The 18,990-nt window shown below is 67.2% G+C and carries 16 protein-coding genes and 1 pseudogene; 9 read left to right on the top strand and 8 right to left on the bottom strand.

Features of this window, described 5'->3' with window-relative positions; translation table 11 throughout:
• Nucleotides 1–55: 55 nt before the first annotated feature.
• From EC845_RS02080 to EC845_RS02060, 5 genes are all read right to left on the bottom strand, one after another.
• Nucleotides 56–1,285 carry an acyl-CoA dehydrogenase family protein gene (locus tag EC845_RS02080; protein ID WP_123295561.1) on the bottom strand — a complete coding sequence of 410 codons (1,230 nt, stop codon included), beginning with the start codon at nt 1,283–1,285 and terminating at the stop codon, nt 56–58.
• 72 nt (nt 1,286–1,357) lie between these two features.
• Nucleotides 1,358–2,491: an FMNH2-dependent alkanesulfonate monooxygenase gene (gene ssuD, locus EC845_RS02075; protein ID WP_123295560.1), complete on the bottom strand. Its 1,134-nt coding sequence runs from the start codon at nt 2,489–2,491 to the stop codon at nt 1,358–1,360.
• On the bottom strand, nt 2,488–3,900 hold the full coding sequence (locus EC845_RS02070; RefSeq protein WP_123295559.1) for an LLM class flavin-dependent oxidoreductase: 1,413 nt from the start codon (nt 3,898–3,900) through the stop codon (nt 2,488–2,490). Before EC845_RS02070 ends, ssuD begins: the two co-directional genes overlap by 4 nt.
• Nucleotides 3,901–3,910: 10 nt before the next feature.
• Nucleotides 3,911–5,161, bottom strand: coding sequence for an SfnB family sulfur acquisition oxidoreductase (locus tag EC845_RS02065; protein WP_123295558.1), 1,251 nt, complete (start codon nt 5,159–5,161; stop codon nt 3,911–3,913).
• 32 nt (nt 5,162–5,193) lie between these two features.
• On the bottom strand, nt 5,194–6,441 hold the full coding sequence (locus tag EC845_RS02060) for an SfnB family sulfur acquisition oxidoreductase (protein WP_199739702.1): 1,248 nt from the start codon (nt 6,439–6,441) through the stop codon (nt 5,194–5,196).
• Between the two features lie 342 nt (nt 6,442–6,783).
• Here EC845_RS02060 and EC845_RS02055 point away from each other — a divergent pair, with 342 nt between their 5' ends.
• The 6 genes from EC845_RS02055 (at nt 6,784) to EC845_RS02030 (ending at nt 13,136) form a co-directional block, all read left to right on the top strand.
• On the top strand, nt 6,784–7,695 hold the full coding sequence (locus EC845_RS02055) for an ABC transporter permease (protein WP_233597905.1): 912 nt from the start codon (nt 6,784–6,786) through the stop codon (nt 7,693–7,695).
• Nucleotides 7,689–8,561 carry an ABC transporter ATP-binding protein gene (locus tag EC845_RS02050; RefSeq protein ID WP_123295555.1) on the top strand — a complete coding sequence of 291 codons (873 nt, stop codon included), beginning with the start codon at nt 7,689–7,691 and terminating at the stop codon, nt 8,559–8,561. The genes EC845_RS02055 and EC845_RS02050 overlap by 7 nt, the downstream gene beginning before the upstream one ends.
• A 73-nt stretch (nt 8,562–8,634) precedes the next feature.
• Nucleotides 8,635–9,675, top strand: coding sequence for an ABC transporter substrate-binding protein (locus tag EC845_RS02045; RefSeq protein ID WP_123295554.1), 1,041 nt, complete (start codon nt 8,635–8,637; stop codon nt 9,673–9,675).
• Between the two features lie 46 nt (nt 9,676–9,721).
• Nucleotides 9,722–10,756 (top strand): ABC transporter permease, encoded by a 1,035-nt coding sequence (locus EC845_RS02040; RefSeq protein WP_123295553.1) that lies wholly within the window; start codon nt 9,722–9,724, stop codon nt 10,754–10,756.
• Nucleotides 10,750–11,166: a copper homeostasis periplasmic binding protein CopC gene (gene copC, locus EC845_RS02035; RefSeq protein WP_123295552.1), complete on the top strand. Its 417-nt coding sequence runs from the start codon at nt 10,750–10,752 to the stop codon at nt 11,164–11,166. Before EC845_RS02040 ends, copC begins: the two co-directional genes overlap by 7 nt.
• A 71-nt stretch (nt 11,167–11,237) precedes the next feature.
• Nucleotides 11,238–13,136: a CopD family protein gene (locus tag EC845_RS02030; protein WP_123295551.1), complete on the top strand. Its 1,899-nt coding sequence runs from the start codon at nt 11,238–11,240 to the stop codon at nt 13,134–13,136.
• A gap of 36 nt (nt 13,137–13,172) precedes the next feature.
• Here EC845_RS02030 and EC845_RS02025 read toward each other — a convergent pair whose 3' ends face one another.
• The 3 genes from EC845_RS02025 to tauA form a co-directional block, all read right to left on the bottom strand.
• Nucleotides 13,173–14,045: an ABC transporter permease subunit gene (locus tag EC845_RS02025; protein ID WP_123295550.1), complete on the bottom strand. Its 873-nt coding sequence runs from the start codon at nt 14,043–14,045 to the stop codon at nt 13,173–13,175.
• Between the two features lie 69 nt (nt 14,046–14,114).
• A complete protein-coding gene (locus EC845_RS02020; protein WP_233597904.1) occupies nt 14,115–14,879 on the bottom strand; it encodes a taurine ABC transporter ATP-binding protein in 765 nt (254 codons plus the stop codon).
• A gap of 79 nt (nt 14,880–14,958) precedes the next feature.
• On the bottom strand, nt 14,959–15,966 hold the full coding sequence (gene tauA / locus EC845_RS02015; RefSeq protein ID WP_123295549.1) for a taurine ABC transporter substrate-binding protein: 1,008 nt from the start codon (nt 15,964–15,966) through the stop codon (nt 14,959–14,961).
• A gap of 309 nt (nt 15,967–16,275) precedes the next feature.
• Between tauA and EC845_RS02010 the strand changes: the two are divergent.
• The 3 genes and pseudogenes from EC845_RS02010 to EC845_RS02000 all read left to right on the top strand — a co-directional run.
• Nucleotides 16,276–16,785 (top strand): annotated as a pseudogene (locus tag EC845_RS02010) (GntP family permease); the annotation flags it as partial.
• 226 nt (nt 16,786–17,011) lie between these two features.
• Nucleotides 17,012–18,661 (top strand): FAD-dependent oxidoreductase, encoded by a 1,650-nt coding sequence (locus EC845_RS02005; protein ID WP_123295547.1) that lies wholly within the window; start codon nt 17,012–17,014, stop codon nt 18,659–18,661.
• Entirely contained in the window at nt 18,658–18,987 is a 330-nt protein-coding gene (locus EC845_RS02000) for a ferredoxin family protein (RefSeq protein WP_123295546.1), read from the top strand. Before EC845_RS02005 ends, EC845_RS02000 begins: the two co-directional genes overlap by 4 nt.
• Nucleotides 18,988–18,990: the final 3 nt, after the last annotated feature.

Raw genomic sequence — 18,990 nt, 5'->3', positions numbered from 1 at the left:
TCAGGCCGTGGGGGATGCCGCTCCGGCCTCGCCAGCCCCCCCCCGGTGTGCTTGGTCAGCCCTGGACCACGCCGATCTTCCACTGGCCGGGCGCTGGGACGCCGTTGACCGCAAAATCGCCCGCGATGCGATCCTTGAACACCCGCGGATTGTGGGTGGCCAAGGTACGGGCATTCCGCCAGAAACGATCCAGCCCGTTCGAAGCCAGCGTCGACGAAGCGCCCAAGGCATCGAAGATCTCGCTGGAGGCCTTCAGGATCAGGTCGATCACGATGGACTGGGATTGCGCGATTTCAAGATCGGCGATCGCCCGTGCGTCTTCGACCGCCGCGGCATCGCCGGTCCGGGCCGCCTGCCAGACACGTTCGAGCGCTCGTGCGGTCAGTTGGACGATCGCACCGGAGGTGTAGGCCGCGCTGCGAATGCGGCCGACGATCTCGAGGATCTGCGGATCGTGTTTCACCCGTGCGGCATTGCCGTTGCTGAAGCTTCGTGCCCGTCCACGCACCGCTGCGGCGGTTTCACTGCTGGCAGCGCGCCCTATTCCTGTCAGTGTCGCCAGGTGGACGAGCTGGAAGAATGCCTGCGAGTACGGAAATTTCTCTTCGTCCAGACGGATTTCGTCGGCATCGACGACGACGTTTTTATACACGGTGGTGCCACTCGACGTGAGGCGCTGCCCGAAACCGTTCCAATCGTCCTTGATGTCGACGCCCTCGCTCCTGGCGGAGACCAGCACGGCATAGCTTTTGCCGTCGTCGCCCGTGGTGCCCACATCGGCCCAGTCGGCGTAATAAAGACCGGTCGAGTAGAACTTGGTGCCGTCGAGGTACCATTTGCCGTCCCGCTGCGACAGCCGGGTGTCGAGTGCGCCTTGCCGCACCTCGCCGGTCTCGCCCCGGCCGGGTCCGATCAGGGCCCCGTCGGCGATCCTGCGCAGCCATTTCTCGCGCCATGCCTTGCGCGGCGAATTCAGCACGACCTCGACGAAACCCAGGTGGGCCCGGATGGACTGGACCAGGTTGGAGTCGGCCTCGCCCAGCTCGGCGAGCACACCGAAGAGTTCGGGCAGGCTTGCGCCGCCGCCGCCATACTCTTCGGGCACCCGCAAGGCGGTCAGGCCTGCCTCGGCGAGGCGCCTGACTTCGGTCCCCGGCAGGATGCGCTCGAGTTCGCGCTCGATGGCCCCTGCACGAATCTCGTCGAACAATGGGCGAAACGGCCGTGCCAGCGCGTCGTAGCGGGGGGTGGGGTCTTCTCCCCATCCGGTCTTGATTGAGCTCATGGGATCGTTACCTCGTCTTCGAATGAAAAGTGCCGGCCTGATCGGCAGCCGGCGTGCCACGGATCGTGTGGTTCAGGGGCCGGCCCGCCCGGCGCGCACGTCGAAAGCCCCGCCGGTGAGCGCCCGATCGCGCAGCGTCACCGGCTGCTTGCCGGGCAACAGGGGGAAAACCAGCTCGGCGAAGCGGATCGCCTCCTCCAGATGCGGATAACCCGACAGGACAAAGCTGTCCACGCCCAGGTCGGCGTACTCCTGGAGGCGCGCAGCCACTTCCTCGGCGCTGCCCACCAGAGCCGTTCCGGCACCGCCTCGCACCAGGCCCACGCCCGCCCAGAGGTTGGGGCCGACGATCAGCCGGTCGCGCCGGCCGCCATGCAATGCCGCCATCCGGGCCTGCCCGACGGAATCCATGCCGGCATAGTTGCGCTGGGCTGCGGCGATGTCCTCGTCCGTCAGGTGACCGATCAGGCGATCGGCATCGGCCCAGGCTTCCTCGCCGGTCTCGCGCACGATCACATGGAGGCGCACGCCGAAACGCAGGGTGCGCCCGTGCTCCGCGGCCCGGCGGCGGACGTCGGCGATCTTTTCGGCCACGGCCGCCGGCGGCTCGCCCCAGGTGAGGTAGGCATCGACATGCTTGGCGGCCAGCGCGTGCGCCGCCGGCGACGATCCGCCGAAATACAGCGGGGGATACGGCCGGCTCGCCGGCGTGTGGAAGTTCTGTGCACCCCGCACCTGGACGTGTTCACCGTCGAAATCCACCTTCTCGCCTTGCAGCAGACGCCGCCACACGGTGAGGAATTCGTCTCCTGCAGCGTAACGGGCATCGTGGTCGAGAAACACGCCGTCGGCGGCCAGTTCGGTGGCATCGCCGCCGGGTACGACGTTGAGCAGCAGCCGGCCCTCGCCGAGCGCCTGGTCCAGCGTCGCGGCCTGCCGGGCCGACGCCGTCGGGCCACCCAGCGAAGTGCGCAGCGCGACCAGCAGCTTGATCCGCTGGGTCACCGGCACCAGGCTGGCGGCAGTGACCCAGGGGTCGAGACACGAGCTGCCGGTCGGAATCAGCAGGCCGTCGTAACCGAGGTTTTCGGAGGTCACGGCGATCTGCCGCAGGTAGGCGCTGGTGGCGGCCCGGCCGAAATCGGACTTTCCGAGGTAACGCGTGTCGCCCGAAGTGGGCAAGAACCAGAAGATCTCCAGACTCATGAGAAGGCCTTGTCTGCGATGACGGGCGCGCCCCCGCCTGCCGCCCCGGAAAGCCGGCGGAATGCCTGTGCCGCATGCCGCTCCGGCAGCAGGTCGCCTACGCCGAACAGGCGGCTGCGCAGGGTGCCGTCGGCGTAGGCCGTCTTGTAGAGGCCGCGGCTCTGCAGTTCGGGAATGACGAGGTCCACGAAGTCTTCGTAGCTTTCGGGCACCACGGTGCGGGTCAGGTTGAAGCCGTCGATGCCGGTCTCGTCCATCCAGGATTGAAGTTCGTCGGCGACCTGCTGCGGATCGCCGACGATGGCGGGATAACGCCCGCCGAAGGCCATCAGCTCCAGCAGCTTGCGGCGGGTCCATCCCTGCTGCTGTGCGGCGCGCGAGGCCGACTGGATCGCGTTGGTGGAGCCGTAATCCACCGGTTCGTCGAGGTCGTAGCGGGCAAAGTCGATGCCCGTGCTGGCCGCGAAATGGGCCAGTCCGGCCTCGCTGCTGGCGTAGGCCCGGTAGTCGGCATACTTCTCGCGCGCCTCGGCCGCCGTGCGCCCGGGCACGACCGTGGTGCCCGCAAAGACCTTGATGTCGTCCGGCCGCCGCCCTGCCCTGACGAGCTGCTCGCGCAAGGTCTGCACGGTCTGGCGCGCCATCTCCTGGGTGGTGGGCGAAATGAACACGCACTCGGCATGGCGTGCGGCGAACTGCTGGCCTCGGCCCGAACTGCCGGCCTGGAACAGCACCGGCGTGCGCTGGGGCGAAGGCTCGGTGAGGTGATAACCCTCGACATCGAAATACCGCCCATGGTGGGCGACCCGGTGCACGCGGCCCGGCTCGGTGAAGGTGCGCCCCGCCTTGTCGCGGCGCACGGCGTCGGCCTCCCAACTGCCTTCCCACAGCTTGTAGAGCACCTCGAGGTATTCATCGGCCCGGTCGTAGCGCTCGTCGTGCGGCAACTGCTGCGTGAGGCCCATGGCGCGGGCGGCGCTGTCCAGATAACCGGTCACGACATTCCAGCCGATGCGGCCGCCGGTGAGGTGATCGAGCGTGGAAAAGCGCCGGGCCAGCAGGTAAGGCTGTTCGTAGGTCAGGTTCACGGTCACGCCGAAACCCAGCCCTTGCGTGACCGCGGCCATGGCCGAGACCAGCACGATCGGGTCGTTCACCGGCAGTTGGATGGACTCGCGCAGCGTCACGTCGACATTCGCCTGGTAGACGTCGTAGACGCCCACGATATCGGCGATGAAGAGGCCGTCGAACAGGCCACGCTCCAGCGTGCGGGCCAGTCCGGTCCAGTAGCCCAGCGTGTTGTAGTCTCCCGAGCGGTCGCGCGGATGCGCCCAGAGGCCATGGTTGATATGGCCCACGCAGTTCATGTTGAACGCGTTGAGCAGGATCTGCTTTTTTGGAGTGCCCATACCGAATCGTTCAGATCGCGCCGTGCCGTGGCGGCAGGCGGTCGTTGAGGTAAAAGTTGCCGATGGCGTGGTACTTCCAGCGCACCGGATCGTGAAGCGTGTGGGTTCGCGCATTGCGCCAGAAACGATCCAGCCCCTGCTGCCCCACGGTCGATGCGGTGCCGCCGAGTTCGAACAGCCGTGTACCGGCATCGAGCGAGGCGACGGTGGTTGCCGCTCGCGCGGCGGCAACGGCAATCGATGCTTCGGCCACGCTGCGCTCGGTCGGGTCCCGTTGGGCCACGTCGACAAAACGTGCCGCGCGCCGGACCAGCGCCTCGGCCGCGCGCAATTGCAAGGCCGTTTCGCCCACCTGCCGGATCAGCAACGGATCGTGCGCCGCCTGCGCGACCTTGGCGTCGATCCAGGGGCGGGCCTGTTCCCGGATCACCGGCAGCGTCGCCGCCAATGCCCCGCGTGCGATGCCCAGGTCGATGGCCGCATGCAGGATCTGGGCAAAGGGCCCGATGGTCGCCGGACGCTCGAACGAGACCAGGAAAGGCACGACCCAGTCCGCCTCGACAGCCACGTCGTCGAAGACCACCGAGCCGCTGCCGGTCAGCCGCTGGCCGAAGCCATCCCAATCGTCGGTGACCGTCACGCCCTGGGCCGCTCGCGGCACAAAAGCCAGCAGGGTGACCTCGCGGCCCGCCTCCTGAGCGACGACCAGCGTCGGGATCCAATGCGCATAGACCGCTCCGGTGCAATAGAACTTGCTGCCTCGCACCCGGTAGCCCTGGCCGTCGCGCACCAGGTGCGTGCGGCGCTTGAAGTCCTTGTGGCCGATCTCGGCCAGCGCATTTCCAAACCGTTCGCCCGCCAGCACACGGCCATAGAAAAAGCGTTTCTGGGCCTCGCTCCCGCCCACCCGAAGAACCTCCAGCGCGTAATAGTGATTCTGCGGAATCTGGCCCAGCGAGCCGTCGGCCTCGCTGATGAGGGCGGTGACCTCGGCTACCGTACCGGCCGAGACGCCTGCACCGCCGTAGGCCTGCGGCACGGTGATGGCCCACAGGCCGCTGGCGACGAAGGCATCGAGTTCGTCCCACGGTAGCAGGCGATCGCGGTCCCGCCGCACCGCACCGGGGGCAATGGCATGGGCCACGCGGCGCGCCGCCGCAAGAGCCTCGGCATCGCTGCGGATGCGATCCGGTGCGCGCCGGGGTGCATGCGCAGGCTCGGGCCGGGATTCGGGAGGCGCGGTCGCAAACAGCAAAGACATGATGCCGGGTTCTCCGTTTCTTTTTCTATCGGTCAGTTCCAGGAATGGCGGGCTGGCCGCTCGCCGTTCAGCACGGCGTTGCCGATCAGATGCACTTTCCAGCGCACCGGATCGTGCAAGGTGTGGACACGAGCGTTGCGCCAATGGCGATCGAGGTTGTGCTCGGCGCGGGTGGACGAAGACCCGGCCAGTTCGAACAGTTTCTCGCCGGCCTCGAGGGCGATGCGGGTGGTCAACACCTTGGCCTCGGCAACCGCCACGGAAGCGCGTGCGCTGTCTTCGGCCGTGATGGGGCTCTGCCCTTCCGCGATCGCATCGAACAGCAAGCCGGTCTCGCGCAGCACCTCGCGGGCGGCCAGAAGATCGATCTGCAAGCGCCCGATATCGCCGATGATGTACGGGTCGTCATGGGCGTGGGCCAGGCCCGAATCGACCCAGGGACGGGCACGCTCGCGGACAAAACGGAGGGTGTCGGCCACCGCGGCCTCGGCAATGCCCTGGTCGATGGCGGCCTGGATGAGCTGGGACGTCGGACCGACGAGGCTGGGGCGATCCGCCAATTGCCAGGCCGGCAGCACATCCTGCTCGTCGACCGGCACCTCGTCGAGCAGCACCGTGCCGCTTGCGGTGGTCCGCTGGCCAAAGGCATCCCAGTCGTCGACGACCGTGAGGCCGGGCGCATCGCGCGGCACCCAGACCTGCACGAAACGTCCTTCGTCGTCCTGCGCCCTGACGGGCACCCGGTGCGCGAACAGCGCACCCGTCGAATAGAAGCGCCGCCCGGTCACACGCAAGCCCTCGGGCGTGGCACGGATGCGCGTGATGCCCTGGAGCACGGTGGCGGCTCCATCGGCCTTGCGTTCCGGCCCCGCATTGCCCAGGCGGCGACCCGCCAGGATCTCGCCGTACAGACGTTGTTTCTGGGCCGGCGTGCCGATCTCTGCCAGCACGCCCAGCACGCCGAACTGGTTCTGCGGGATCTGCCCGAGCGACGAGTCGGCCGTGTTGAGAATGACGAAGACCTCGGCCAGCGTGGCATGCGAGACCTGCGGGCCGCCGTAGGCCCGCGGCACGGTGATGCCCCCGAGACCGCTGGCGGACCAGCGATCGAGTTCATCCCAGGGCAGGACGCGCTCGCGATCGCGCCGTGACGCCCCTTGCGCAAAGTCGGCCGCCAGCCGGTGCGCCGCCTCGATGGCCTGGGCGTCGGTACCGATGCGTGTCACCTCGGACGGCGAAAGAATGCGCGGTGCCTTCGCCGGCTCTGCCGTGGGTTTCATACACATCTCTCCGAGGTTCCGAAAAGGGAATTGGAACCGCTGGCAGGCCGTGTTCTTACAAAGCATTGAGAACTTGGATATTCGGTTTCCAGGTTTGATCGCGCGTGCCGGACGATTCACAGGACACATCCGGAAACAGACTTTTGATACTCCTATTTGTCGCAAGGAATCGGGCTTGCATGCCCGGAGAATGCATTTCACAACTTTTGGCAACAGCCCTTGTCCGGTCGATTTCAAGGCCGGTACAGGGTGCCGCCCGATTCCATGGCCTCAACACTTGTATTCCCCTCATCGGCGCCGAGCCGGCGCCGGCCGGAGATTCTCCCCGGCCTGGCCACTGCCTTGGCCTGGGCTTTGGCATCGGCCAGTGCGGCCGGTCTCGAGGACATCGGCGACTGGAGCGAAACTGCCACGTATGCCTTCGCCACGGCCGCCGTTGCGCTGGGTGCGCTGCTGGTGGCCGTCCTTTCCCCGTGGCTTCCCAAGGCCGGCAAAGCGCTGTCCGAGCGGGCGCCCTGGCTGGTCGTGGCGGGGCTTTTCCTGACGGCATGGGAATTGGCCGCGGCCAAATGGGGCTGGTTGCCGCAACCTTTCTTTCCGCCGCCGCAGGCTTTGCTGGAGGTATTGATCTGGGAGTACGCCGAGCTGCTCGGCCATTTGCTGGCGTCACTTCGGCTGGTCGCCGTGGGTTTTGCCTTGGGTGCCGCGGCGGGTTTCATTCTGGGTGTGGCCGTGGGCTGGTCGACTCACATTGCCTACTGGATCCATCCGGTGCTGCGTTTCATCGGTCCGCTTCCTGCAACCTCGCTGCTGCCGATTGTCTTCCTGGCTTTTCCGACCAGTTGGAGCGCCAGTATTTTCATCATTGCACTGGCCGCCGCATTCCCTGTCGCCATCCTGACGTGGTCCGGCGTGGCGAATGTCGACAAGGCCTATTACGACGTCGCACGGACCCAGGGCATGGGCAGCCGCGGCCTGATCACCCAGGTCGCCATCCCCGCCGCGCTGCCGAACGTCTTCGTCGGGTTGTTCATGGCCTTGGGCTCGGCTTTCTCGGCCCTGATGGTCGCCGAGCTGATCGGCGTCAAGGCCGGCCTGGGTTTCTATATCCAGTGGTCCCAGGGCTGGGCGTCCTACGCCAATGTCTGGACCACGATCGTGGTGCTGGCGCTGGTGTGCTCGGGCTCGATCACGGTGTTGTTCAAGATCCGGGGCCGTTGGCTGTCCTGGCAGAAAGGGTTGGTCAAATGGTAGGTCTCGCACAGCGCATCGACACGGCACAGGGCAGTTTCGAGCCCTCTCCCGGCTCCTCGGCGACAGGTCCGGCGTCCCGGTCGGGCCATCCGGGAGCCAGCCCCCAGCGGGCCGGCGCGTCGCTGGACATCCAGCAGGTCAGTCATGCCTTCGATCTCGACGGCAGCACCCTGCCGGTGCTCGATCAGGTCGATCTGCATATCGAACCGGGCGAGTTCGTGGCCCTGCTCGGCCCGTCGGGTTGCGGCAAATCCACGCTGCTGCGGCTGATCGCGGGACTGGAGCCGCCGAGCGAAGGCGCGCTGCAGGAGAACGGGCAGCCCATCACCGGCCCGCATCCGTCGCGTGTCGTGGTGTTCCAGGATCCGACGCTGTTTCCCTGGCGCACGGTGTGGCGCAATGTCGCCCTGGGCCCCGAGGCGCAAGGCACGCTCAAACAACAGCGGCAGCGGGTCGACCAGACGATCGATCGGGTCGGGCTGTCGCAGTTCAGCAAGGCCTTCCCGCACCAGTTGTCGGGCGGCATGGCGCAACGGGTCTCGCTGGCCCGTGCACTGGTCAACGACCCCGCCGTCCTGATCCTCGACGAACCCTTGGGCAAGCTCGACTCGCTGACCCGACTCACCATGCAGTCGGAGATCGTCTCGCTGTGGCGCAACCAGGGTTTCACGGCCGTGCTGGTCACGCACGACGTCGAGGAAGCCCTGTTCATGGCGACCCGCGTGATCGTGTTCAGCGAACGTCCCGCCAGGATCAAGGCCGACTTCAAGGTCGACCTGCCCTACCCCCGCCATCGCGGCGATCCGCGACTGGCCGAGCTCCGGCATCAGAGCCTGTCGCTGCTGGGGCTGGATGCCAGTTGGTAGGCGCGAACGGGCGTTGCAAGCAAAACCGCATGGCCTCGCCGCAGCGAGCGCCTCATTTCCTTAAAGGTGTGTCATGTCTCAAATCCTCCGATCGTCCTTTGATTTCTCGCGCCGCAAGCTGCTGCGCGGCACCGCTGCGCTGGCCGTCGGCGCACCCCTCATCGGCGTCGGCCTGCCCGGCCTGTCGCGTGCGGCTGCCAGCCAGCCCACCGGAGAGGTCATCAAGGCCGGCTGGAACGGATCGGGCATCTGCCTGATCTCGCAGCCGGTGGCGCAGGCCAAGGGTTTTTTCAAGAAGCACGGGGCCAACGTCGAATTCGTCAATTTCGGTTCGAACTTCGCCCAGGGCGTGGAAGCCGTGGCGGCCGGCAAGGTCGACACCTATGTCAACTTCATCCTGCAGTATCTCAAGCCGCTCGAACAGGGCGTCAACGTCAGGTTCACGGGCACGGTACACGGGGGATGCATCCGGGTGCTGGCCAAGACCGGCTCCAAGGAAATCGACTACAAGGCGCTCAAGGGCAAGTCGATCGGCGTGCCCAGCATCGACAACCCGGCCAAACAATACCTGAGCGTCGAGCTGCAGAAGATCGGCATCAATCCGCAGACCGAAGTCGAGTGGAAGGTGTTCCCCAACGACCTGCTGGGCGAAGCGCTTTCCAAGGGCGAAGTCGATGCGGTCTCGGGCGCCGATCCGGCCATCTACGTGACGCTGCGCAGTCACCGCAAGGAGTTCACCGAGATCGGCGGACTGCACCTCGGCACCCACAAGGATCTGGCCTGCTGCGCGATCGGCGTGCGCGAGGACTTCGTGGTCAACCGGCGCGGCGACGCGGCCGCGTTCACCCGGGCGCTCCTCGAATCGGCCCAGTGGATCAGCCAGAACCCCGACGAGTCGGCCGAGATCTTCACGCAGTACTCGCCCATCGAACGACCGATCCTGGCCGAGATCATCCGCTCGCACACGCACGACGTGCACTATCCGGCCAACGACCGCCTGATCCAGCACCTCTCGGCCTATGGCGCGGATCTTCAGGAGGTGGGCATTCTGCGCCGCCGGACCGACGTGAAGGCGCTGGCCCGCAAGGTGTCCGTCGACGTGCTGAGCAGCTGATGCACAGCGCCCACACCCCCATGGCCCACGCTCGAAAGCGCACCCCATGACGACTCGAGCCCTGACGAACCCCGCAGCGGACGCGCGAACGGCAGGCCGCACCGCGCCGGCACACGACCCAGTCACCGCTCGCCGGCTGCTGCGTTTTGCATTCGCGGCGCTGGCCTGGCTGGCGGCCGGTGGCGTCACCTACATCTGGCCCGACATCCCGGACGCGGCCGGCCACCGCCTCACCGACGACCTGGCCGCCGTTCAGGTGGCGCTCGGCCTGCTGCTGCTGGCCGTCGCGCCGCTGTACGGGCGCCTGGGCGCGGCGGGCCGCTGGTTCTACCGCAATGCCCCGCGTCTTGCGGTCCTGGCCATCCTGCTGACGGTGTGGCAGATCGCCTCGAGCAAGACCGGCTACTGGCGGCAAGCCTATCTGCCGGGCCCGCAGGGCATCGTCGAGGTGTACTTCAAGGAGCATGGACGTCTGCTCGACAGCATCCGCTCGTCGCTGATCCTGCTGGCGACGGGTGTCTCGGTCGGCGTGTCGGTGGGTTTTCTCACCGGATTGACCACCGGCTGGTCGCGCAAGGTCGGCTACTGGACACGGCCCGTGCTGCGCTTCATCGGACCGGTGCCTGCCACCGCCATCATTCCCATCGCGCTCTTCCTGTTTCCCAGCAGCTTCACGGCCGGCGTGTTCCTGGTGGCCCTGGCGACCTGGTTCTCGGTGGCCGTGCTGACCTGGTCGGGCGTCGAAAGCGTCAAGTCCGAGTACTACGACGTCGCCCGCACCCAGGGCGCTTCCACGCTCTTCCTGCTGCTGCGCATCGCCGTACCGGCATCGCTGCCGCATGTGTTCGTCGGGCTGTTCATGGGACTGGGCAGCGCACTGACGGTTTTGGTGGCCGCCGAGATGGTCGGTGTAAAGTCCGGGCTCGGCTATTTTCTCGACTGGTCGCAGAGCTGGGGGGCGTATGGCCACCTCATTGCCGGCCTGTTCGTGATGGCCCTGCTTTTTTCATTGCTGACCACAATCCTGTTCAAGATTCGGGACAAGGTGCTCGTGGGTCAAAAAGGAGATATCGAATGGTGAGTGGATCTGCAGCCTTTCGGGCGACGTCCCTGGCAAACCTGCTGCGCAGGCAGGGCCGGGTTGTACTGGCGGCCGCCGCCTGTGTTCTGGCCGCCGCCCCCGCCTGGGCTCATGGCCAACTGGAGTCGGCGCAACCGGCGGTCGACAGCACGGTGAGCCAGTCCCCCCAGCGCGTCCAGATTCACTTCACGGAGCGTCTGGAACCCAAGCTGGCCTCGGTGAGCGTGCGCAATGCCATCGGCCAACGCGTCGACGACGGCAAGCCCGTCGTGTCCCCTGCCGACTCCCGCATCCTGAGCATCGGCTTGAACCCGGCCCTTCCGGCCGGCACCTACCGGGTGGAGTGGGCCATCACGGCCGTCGACACGCACCGCACCAAGGGACAGTACAACTTCACCGTCAAGCCTTGATGACGATGTCCTGTCACCCCGTGCAGGGTCTGCACGGTTCCCGTCGATTGGCCCGGGACGCCTGACCGCAGATGACCTGGGACCTTCCCGGCTCGCTCGAGCTGGCATTGCGGCTGGGACGCGGCCTGGACCTCGCCGCCACGCTGCAGATCTTCGGCGCCCTGCTGTTCACGCTGCTCGTCGCACGGGATCTGGGCACCCCCGACGGGGACGTTCAGCGCGCCTGGACCGTCCGGCTGCTCCGTTTCGCGCTGGCCCTGAAGCTCATTGCACTCGCCGTCTGGCTGCCTGCGCAAGCGGTGTCGATGACCGAAGCGCTCAGCCTCGATGCCGTGTGGCTGGTCGCCGCGCATACACAGTTCGGGCAGGCCGTGATCTTGCGCACGGTGCTGCTGGTGGTGGCGGCCGGCCTGGCCGTCCGGTGCCTCGGACCGGCACGCAGACCCTCGCCGGCACCCGGTTCGCCGTTGCCGGCCCTGTGGTCGGCCAACCTTCTGGCGGGCGGAGCCGTCGCGCTGCAGTCCCTGCTCGGCCATTCGGCGGCAGCCGACGATCGTCTGCTGGTCTGGCTCGTGTCGCTGCATGTGCTGGCGGCTGGGGCCTGGCTCGGCGGCCTGCTGCCGCTCTGGCACTGGCTGCGCACAAGCTCGGCATCGACCTCCCAGGGGCCGGCCCAGCGTGCCGTGTCGCGTTTTTCCTGGCTGGGGCTGGCGGCAGTGATCACGCTGGTGCTCACGGCCTGGTGGCAGGCCGAGGGCCTGATCGGCGGTCTGGGGGGTTGGCTGGGCACCCCTTACGGCTGGCTGGCGCTGCTCAAGACACTGGGTTTTGGACTGCTGCTGGGCGTCGCGGCCCTCAATCGCCTGGTCTTCACCCCACGCCTGCAACGGGGCGATGCGCGCGCGCTGCGTCTCAGCATCGCCTGGGAGGCGGCACTCGGCCTGCTGGTGATCGGCCTGGCCGTGGCGCTGGCCAGTCTGCAACCCGCCGTGCATCTGCAGCCGCAGTGGCCGCTGCCCTGGCAGCCCGATCCCGACGCCTGGGACAAGCCCTGGATCGGCACCGAGATCGAACGAGCGGCCGTCATCGCGCTGATCGCCGTGCTGGGCCTGGCCAGCCTGGTGGGGCGGCGCACCCGCCTGCTGTTTCCTGTCGCGCTTGTCGCGATCTATTTGCTGCCCTTGCCGAACTGGCGGGATTTTGTGCAGCCTGCCCATCCCGGCAGCTTCTACCGCTCCGAGACCGGCTACACGGCTGCGTCCATCGTGCGCGGCCAGGCGCTGACGCTGCAGCATTGCACCCAGGCCTGTGCCAACCCGCAAGACAATCCGGCCGATCTCGACGCCTACAACATCTGGCAGCGCAGCGACGGCGACCTGTTCGACTGGCTCACGCGGGTCTTCGACACCATCGGCCACAGCCCTTTTGCCCACGGTACCCTCGCCAGCCTCGACGCACGCCAGCGCTGGCAGCTCATCGACTACTTCCGCGCCCGGGTTTCCGGCAACAGCGTCAGCCGGACGCAGCGCTGGCCGTACGCGGTACCGCCCCCCGCGTTGTCCATCGCCTGCAAGGACGAGACGGCGCTCGATCTGCGGCAACTGCGGGGCCGATTCGTCTATCTGCTCGCCGTTTCACCGACCGTGTCCGGCTGGCGTCCGCCGGTCGTGCCGGATCATCCGGTCGTGATCGTGACGCTGGGCGACCCCGGCGAGCCGGCCGCTGCCGACGGCCGTGCAGCCGATTGTCAGGCCACCGGCACGGATGCCTGGCAGGCCATGGCCATTGCCGGCGGCCGCGACCCCGCCGCACTCGCCGGAACGGGTTTTGTCATCGACCCCCAGGGCTGGCTGCGGCTCCAGGTGCTGCCCGACGACGCCAAGCCCGACGCCGCGGATTGGGCCCGAGAGTTGCAATCGATGGCGACCACGCCGCAGCCGGGCCGTGCACCGTCGGCGCATGCGCACTGACGGACACGCGGGTTCGTCAGGAACGGACCGACCGCGTCAGCTCCGTCCTTTCCACGGCACCACCCGGGCTTCGATGCCCCGCATCAGCCAATCGAAAGTCCAGGCCACGAGGCCGATCACCAGGATGCCCATCACCACCACGTCGGTGCGCAGGAAATTGGATGCATTGAGCACCATCTGACCCAGGCCCACCGTGGCCGCCACCATCTCGGCGGCCACCAGCGTGGTCCAGCCAAAACCGATGGCGATGCGCAAGCCGACCATGATGTCCGGCAAGGCGGCAGGCACGATCACATGCCGGATCAACTGCCAGCGCGTGGCGCCCAGCGAACTGGCTGCGTTGATCTGCTCGATGCTGGCACTGCGCACGCCGGCCTTGGCAGCCAGGGCGATCGGGGCAAAACAGGCCAGGTAGATCAGCACGATCTTGCTGGCTTCGTCGATGCCCAGCCAGATCACCACCAGCGGCAGATAGGCCAGCGGGGGCAAGGGCCGGTAGAACTCGATCGGCGGATCGAAGATCCCCCGCGCGAACCGGCTGACGCCCATCGCGATGCCGACGGGCACGGCCGTCAGGACCGCCAGCGCAAAAGCGCCGAAGACCCGGATCGCACTCCACTGCAAATGCACGAGCAAGGACTGGCCGCCCTGAATATTGCCGCGCCATGCCTCCAGAAAAGCACGCGAGACGGCTTCGGGCGCCGGCAGGAACAACGCGGGCACCCAGCCTCGATCGGTCGCCAGCCACCATGTGAACACCATCAGCGCCACGCAGGCCGCGCTGACGCCTCGGCTCGATCCGGCCCCCGGTAGCCTGAATGCGGCAACCGCCGGGATCCGTGCCGGGTCGGGCGGGCTCGCTTCGGCGCCACGCGCCACGCCGTCAGGCGCATTCCGGGGAGTCGTCATCTCAAACGGGTCAGAAAGGTTGGACGAGGAAAGAAAAAGCACCCGCGCAAACCGGCGGGCACGCGGCATTCAGGACCGCATGGCATCGGGTGCCACCCATCGCAGCACTTTCTCGCGCCAGGCGATGAAAGCAGGATCGGACTTGACGGCACGCGTGGGCCGGCCTTCGAGGTATTGCCGGTTGAACCCGAGCGGATGCTCTTGCGAGATACGCCCAGGCCTCGGTGTCATCACGATCAGCCGCGAAGCCAGGAACAGGGCTTCCTCGACATCGTGCGTGATGAAAAAAATCGTCTTGCCGGTTCGCTGCCACAGCTTCAGGATCAGTTCCTGGATGGCTTCGCGCGTGAACGCGTCGAGCGCCCCCAGGGGCTCGTCGAGCAGCAGCACGGCAGGGTCGCTCGCCAGCGCGCGCGCAATGCCCACCCGCTGCTGCATGCCCCCCGAAAGCTGCCAGATGGGGACGTTGGCAAAATCCCCGAGACCGACCAGCGCCAGTTGCTCGCGCGCGATCTGCAGCCGCGTGTTGCGCGACAGGCCGCGCATGCGCAGCCCCAGCGCCACGTTGTCGATGACATCGAGCCAGGGCATGAGCGCATGCTTCTGGAACACCACGCCGCGCTCCGCACCCGGGCCCGAGACCTCGCGGCCGTTCAAGTGCAGGCTCCCCACCGACGGCTGGGTAAAGCCCGCGATGCAGTTCAGCAGCGTGGTCTTGCCGCAGCCCGATGCCCCCAGCGCCACCACGAATTCGCCTTCGGCGATGTTCAGGTCGACGTCGCTGAGCGCAAGCACCGGCTCGCTGCCCGAGGCGCCCGCATAACGAACGCTCAAGCCCCGGATGGCCAGGCCCTCCCGGGCCGGCTCGGCCTCACCCTGCACAGGCGGCTGGGCCCACGCGAGGGCAGCCCCTTTATTTGGCACGCTCGACCCAGCTGGGGTTCACCCCCACCGAGTAATCGGGCAGCACGTTCTGGATCGTCCCCTGTTCCTTCAGGAAAGCCGCCGTCGCCGCCAGCGATTTCGTCACCACGGCATCCTTGCCGCCACCCAGCCACTTCGAGGTGGCCTGTTCGGCCGGGGGCACAAAGGCGTACAGCGACAGGCTGTCGGGCACCGCGGCAGGCTGGGCACCGCTCCACTTGGCCACTGCCTTGACCTGCGGGCTGTCCGCGGTCCAGCCCGCTCGGTTCGAGGTGTAGGCCTTGTCCACATCGGCCAGGACCTGCACGAACTGCGTCAGGAAAGCATCGTTGGCCTTGGCGAAATCCCGGCTCACGGCCAGGCCGTCGAAGGTCGCCTTGCCGGTCTTGGCCGCGATCTGCCCCGAAGTCACGATCACCTTGCCGTTCTTCTTGACCTCGGCCAGCGCGGGATCCCAGACAAAGGTCGCGTCGATATCGCCTCGTGCCCAGGCCGCCAGGATCTCGGGCGGACGCAGGTTCAGGATCTGCACCGATTTCGGGTCGACCCCGGCATCCTGCAACGCTACCAGGGCATGGAAATGGGTGGTCGACACAAAAGGCAGGCCGATCTTTTTCCCCTTCAGATCGGCCAGCGTGTTGACGCCCGAGCCGTTGCGGGCGACCAGTGCCTCGGCATCGTTGATGTTGTCGAGAATCCAGAACACCTGGATCGGCACGCCTTGCGAAAGCGCCGACGCAAACGGCGACGAGCCGGCCTCGCCGATGTGGATGGCACCCGAGGCCAGCGCACGCACCACCTCGGCACCGCTGCCGAGCTTGCGGTAGGTCACCTTGTAGCCCGTGCGTTTCTCGACTTCCTGGGTTTCCTGGGCGTAGCGCCAGGGCACCACCATGTCCTGGTAACCGATGACCACTTCCTTGGACTGGCCCCAGGCCTGGCCCACTGCACCCAGCAGGCCCAATGCCGCGATCGCCATGCTCAGACGTCTGTTCATTCCCTTATCCCTCCACGTGTCCATGTGTTCTGCCGACCGGCAGCGTGATGAGCCGTGACCCGGAAAACCCCGTGTCCGGCTGCTTTTCGATTCTAGAAACCGTGGCCGCCACGCCTTGCTACCGTTCCGTCCATCGACATGCCGTCAACAGATGTCGGGCCCCTCAAACCATCGCCGCCGTCCGACTTCGACCAAAACCCGGGGATATCGGGACCGACTTATAGTCGGTGCAGCCCACGGCCGCGCATGTCCACGCGCGGCGAAAGCGGCCGCCTTTCCGCCAAAAACCAATAACTTCATAGGAATCCCATGAACCCTGGAGATATTCAGCTGCTCGCCATCGCGCTTGCGAGCGTCCTGATTCTGGTCGCGCTCATCGTCTCGCGCATCCGGATGCATCCCCTGCTGGCCTTGCTCGTCGTCGCGGTCGGCGTCGGCCTGGCCACCCAGATGCCGGTCGAGAGCCTCATCAAGTCGATGACCAACGGTGCGGGCAAGACGCTCGGGGTGGTCGGTCTCGTGGTCGCGCTGGGCGCCATGCTGGGCAAGATCCTGGCCGACACCGGCGTCACCGAAAGCATCTCGAACTACATCGTGAACAACGCCTCGGGGCGCGTCCTGCCCTGGGCCATGGCCCTGGTGGCCTTCATCGTCGGCATTCCCATGTTCTTCGAGGTCGGACTGGTGGTGCTGCTGCCGCTGATCTTCAGCGTGGCCCGCAAGCTCGAGCAGGACGGCACCCGCAAAGGCTCGGCCTACGTGTACGTGGGCGTGCCGGTGATCGCCGCACTGGCCGCGATGCACGGCATGCTGCCGCCCTTGCTCTCCTCCTGAAGCCCCGAAGACCCGACACGGGGGCCCTGCCCGGCCGCGGCACGCCGTCCGGCACGGTCATAACCAAAGTCGTATTTCATCGTTGGTGGATGCGTACGGTGTTCCTAGACTTCGAGGTCGACACGTCTCGCGCCAGGCCGCAGGGCCACGCGTCGTGTGACCCCGATGCCGACTGCCCCAGTCGCATGGGGCAGCACAGGAGCACCCCCACATGACTCTCTCTCACCTTTCCCTTGCCCCGCTGCAGGCCAGCGCAGGCAGCCTGCAGATCGACACCGACGTCCTGGTGATCGGCGGCGGTCCGGCCGGCACCTGGGCCGCCATCGCGGCCGTGGCGCGGGGCGCCAAGGTGACGCTGGTCGACAAGGGTTTCTGCGGCACATCCGGCGCCACCGCACCGTCGGGCACCGGCCTCTGGCATGTGCCGCGGGATGCCGAGGCCCGCGCCAAGGCCAAGGCCAGCCGCTACACCATGGGCGGCGAACTGGCCGAGCACGCCTGGATGGACCGCGTCCTCGAACAGACCTGGCTCAACACCGAAAAGCTCACCGAGTGGGGCTATCCGTTTCCCAGCAACGACCAAGGCCAGTTGCAGCGCACTTCGCTGCAGGGTCCCGAGTACATGCGACTGATGCGCAAGAAGGCCAAGGAGGCCGGTGCACGCATCCTCGACCACAGCCCCGCGCTCGAACTGCTGGTCGACGAGCACGGTACGGTCGCCGGAGCTACCGGCATCCAGCGCGGCACACTCGATCGCTGGGTGGTGCGCGCCGGTGCCGTGGTCATGGCCAGCGGCGGTTGCGCCTTTCTCAGCCGCGCATTGGGCTGCAACGTCCTGACCGGCGACGGTTACCTGATGGCCGCCGAAGCCGGCGCCGAGCTCTCGGGCATGGAGTTCTCCAACGCCTATGGCCTGGGCCCGGCCTTTTCGTCGGTCACCAAATCCCTGTTCTACAACTGGGCGACCTTCTACGACCGCCAGGGCGTGCCGATCGAAGGCGCGGGCTCCTCGCGCGGCAGGGGGATCATCGCCAAGACCCTCCAGACCGAGCCGGTCTATGCCTGCCTCGACCGGGCCGACGCATCGATCCGGGCCTGGATGCGGACCGCACAACCCAATTTTTTCGTCTCGTTCGACCGGCAGGGCATCGACCCCTTCACCCAGCATTTCCCGGTCGCCTTGCGGCTCGAAGGCACGGTCAGAGGAACCGGCGGCCTGCATGTGATCCGCGAGGACTGCGCCACCTCCGTGCCTGGCCTGTACGCGGCAGGCGATGCCGCGACGAGGGAGCTGATCTGCGGTGCATTTACCGGCGGCGGCAGCCACAACGCGGCCTGGGCACTGTCCTCGGGTTTCTGGGCCGGCGCGGGCGCAGCGGATTTCAGCCGCTCGATCCGCGCCCAGGCACAGCGCAGGCTGCGGCGTGCGGGTACGGCAGGCCTGGCCGAGCGCGCCGGTCCAGGCTGGGATCCGGCCGCCTTGGTCCAGGCCGTCCAGGCCGAAGTCTTTCCTTACGAGCGCAACTGGAACCGCAGCGGCGACCGCCTGCAGGAATCGCTGGCCCGCCTGGATGCGCAGTGGCACCGAGTCAGGCAGGCCGCCGCACCGGAAAAACAGCAGCTCGTGCGAGGCCGCGAAGCGCTGGCGATGCTGGCCACGGCGCGCTGGATGTACCGAAGCGCCCTCGGCCGGACCGAGACACGCGGCATGGCACGCCGCAGCGACCATCCCGAGCTCGACCCTGGCCAGCGTCACCGCCTGGTCAGCGGAGGCCTGGACGACATCTGGGTGCGCCCCCAGCCCGTCGACCGGAACACCCCGGCCTGGCAGCCCTCAATCCCCGAAGGAATCGCCGCATGATAGAAATCGTCAGTCCGACCCGCTGCACAGGCTGCAACATCTGTGTGCAGGCCTGCCCCACCCACGTCTTCGACGCCGTCCCGGGCGGCATCCCCGTCATTGCGCGCCAGGACGACTGCCAGACCTGTTTCATGTGCGAGCTCTACTGTCCTGCCGATGCGCTGTACGTCGCACCGGTCGCCGACGGACCGGTGGCGACGGCAGAACACGAAGCCATCGTCCAGCAATGGATGGGCAGCTACCGCAGCGCCATCGGCTGGGGCAAGGGACGCCGCTCGACGGCCGCCCAGGACGCCAGCTTCGAACTGCTGCGCCGTGCCCACTGATCT

It is taken from the genome of Comamonas sp. BIGb0124, from assembly GCF_003752175.1.
Classification (GTDB): Bacteria; Pseudomonadota; Gammaproteobacteria; order Burkholderiales; family Burkholderiaceae_C; genus Comamonas_F.
This window is presented reverse-complemented; position numbering and strand designations above follow the sequence as displayed.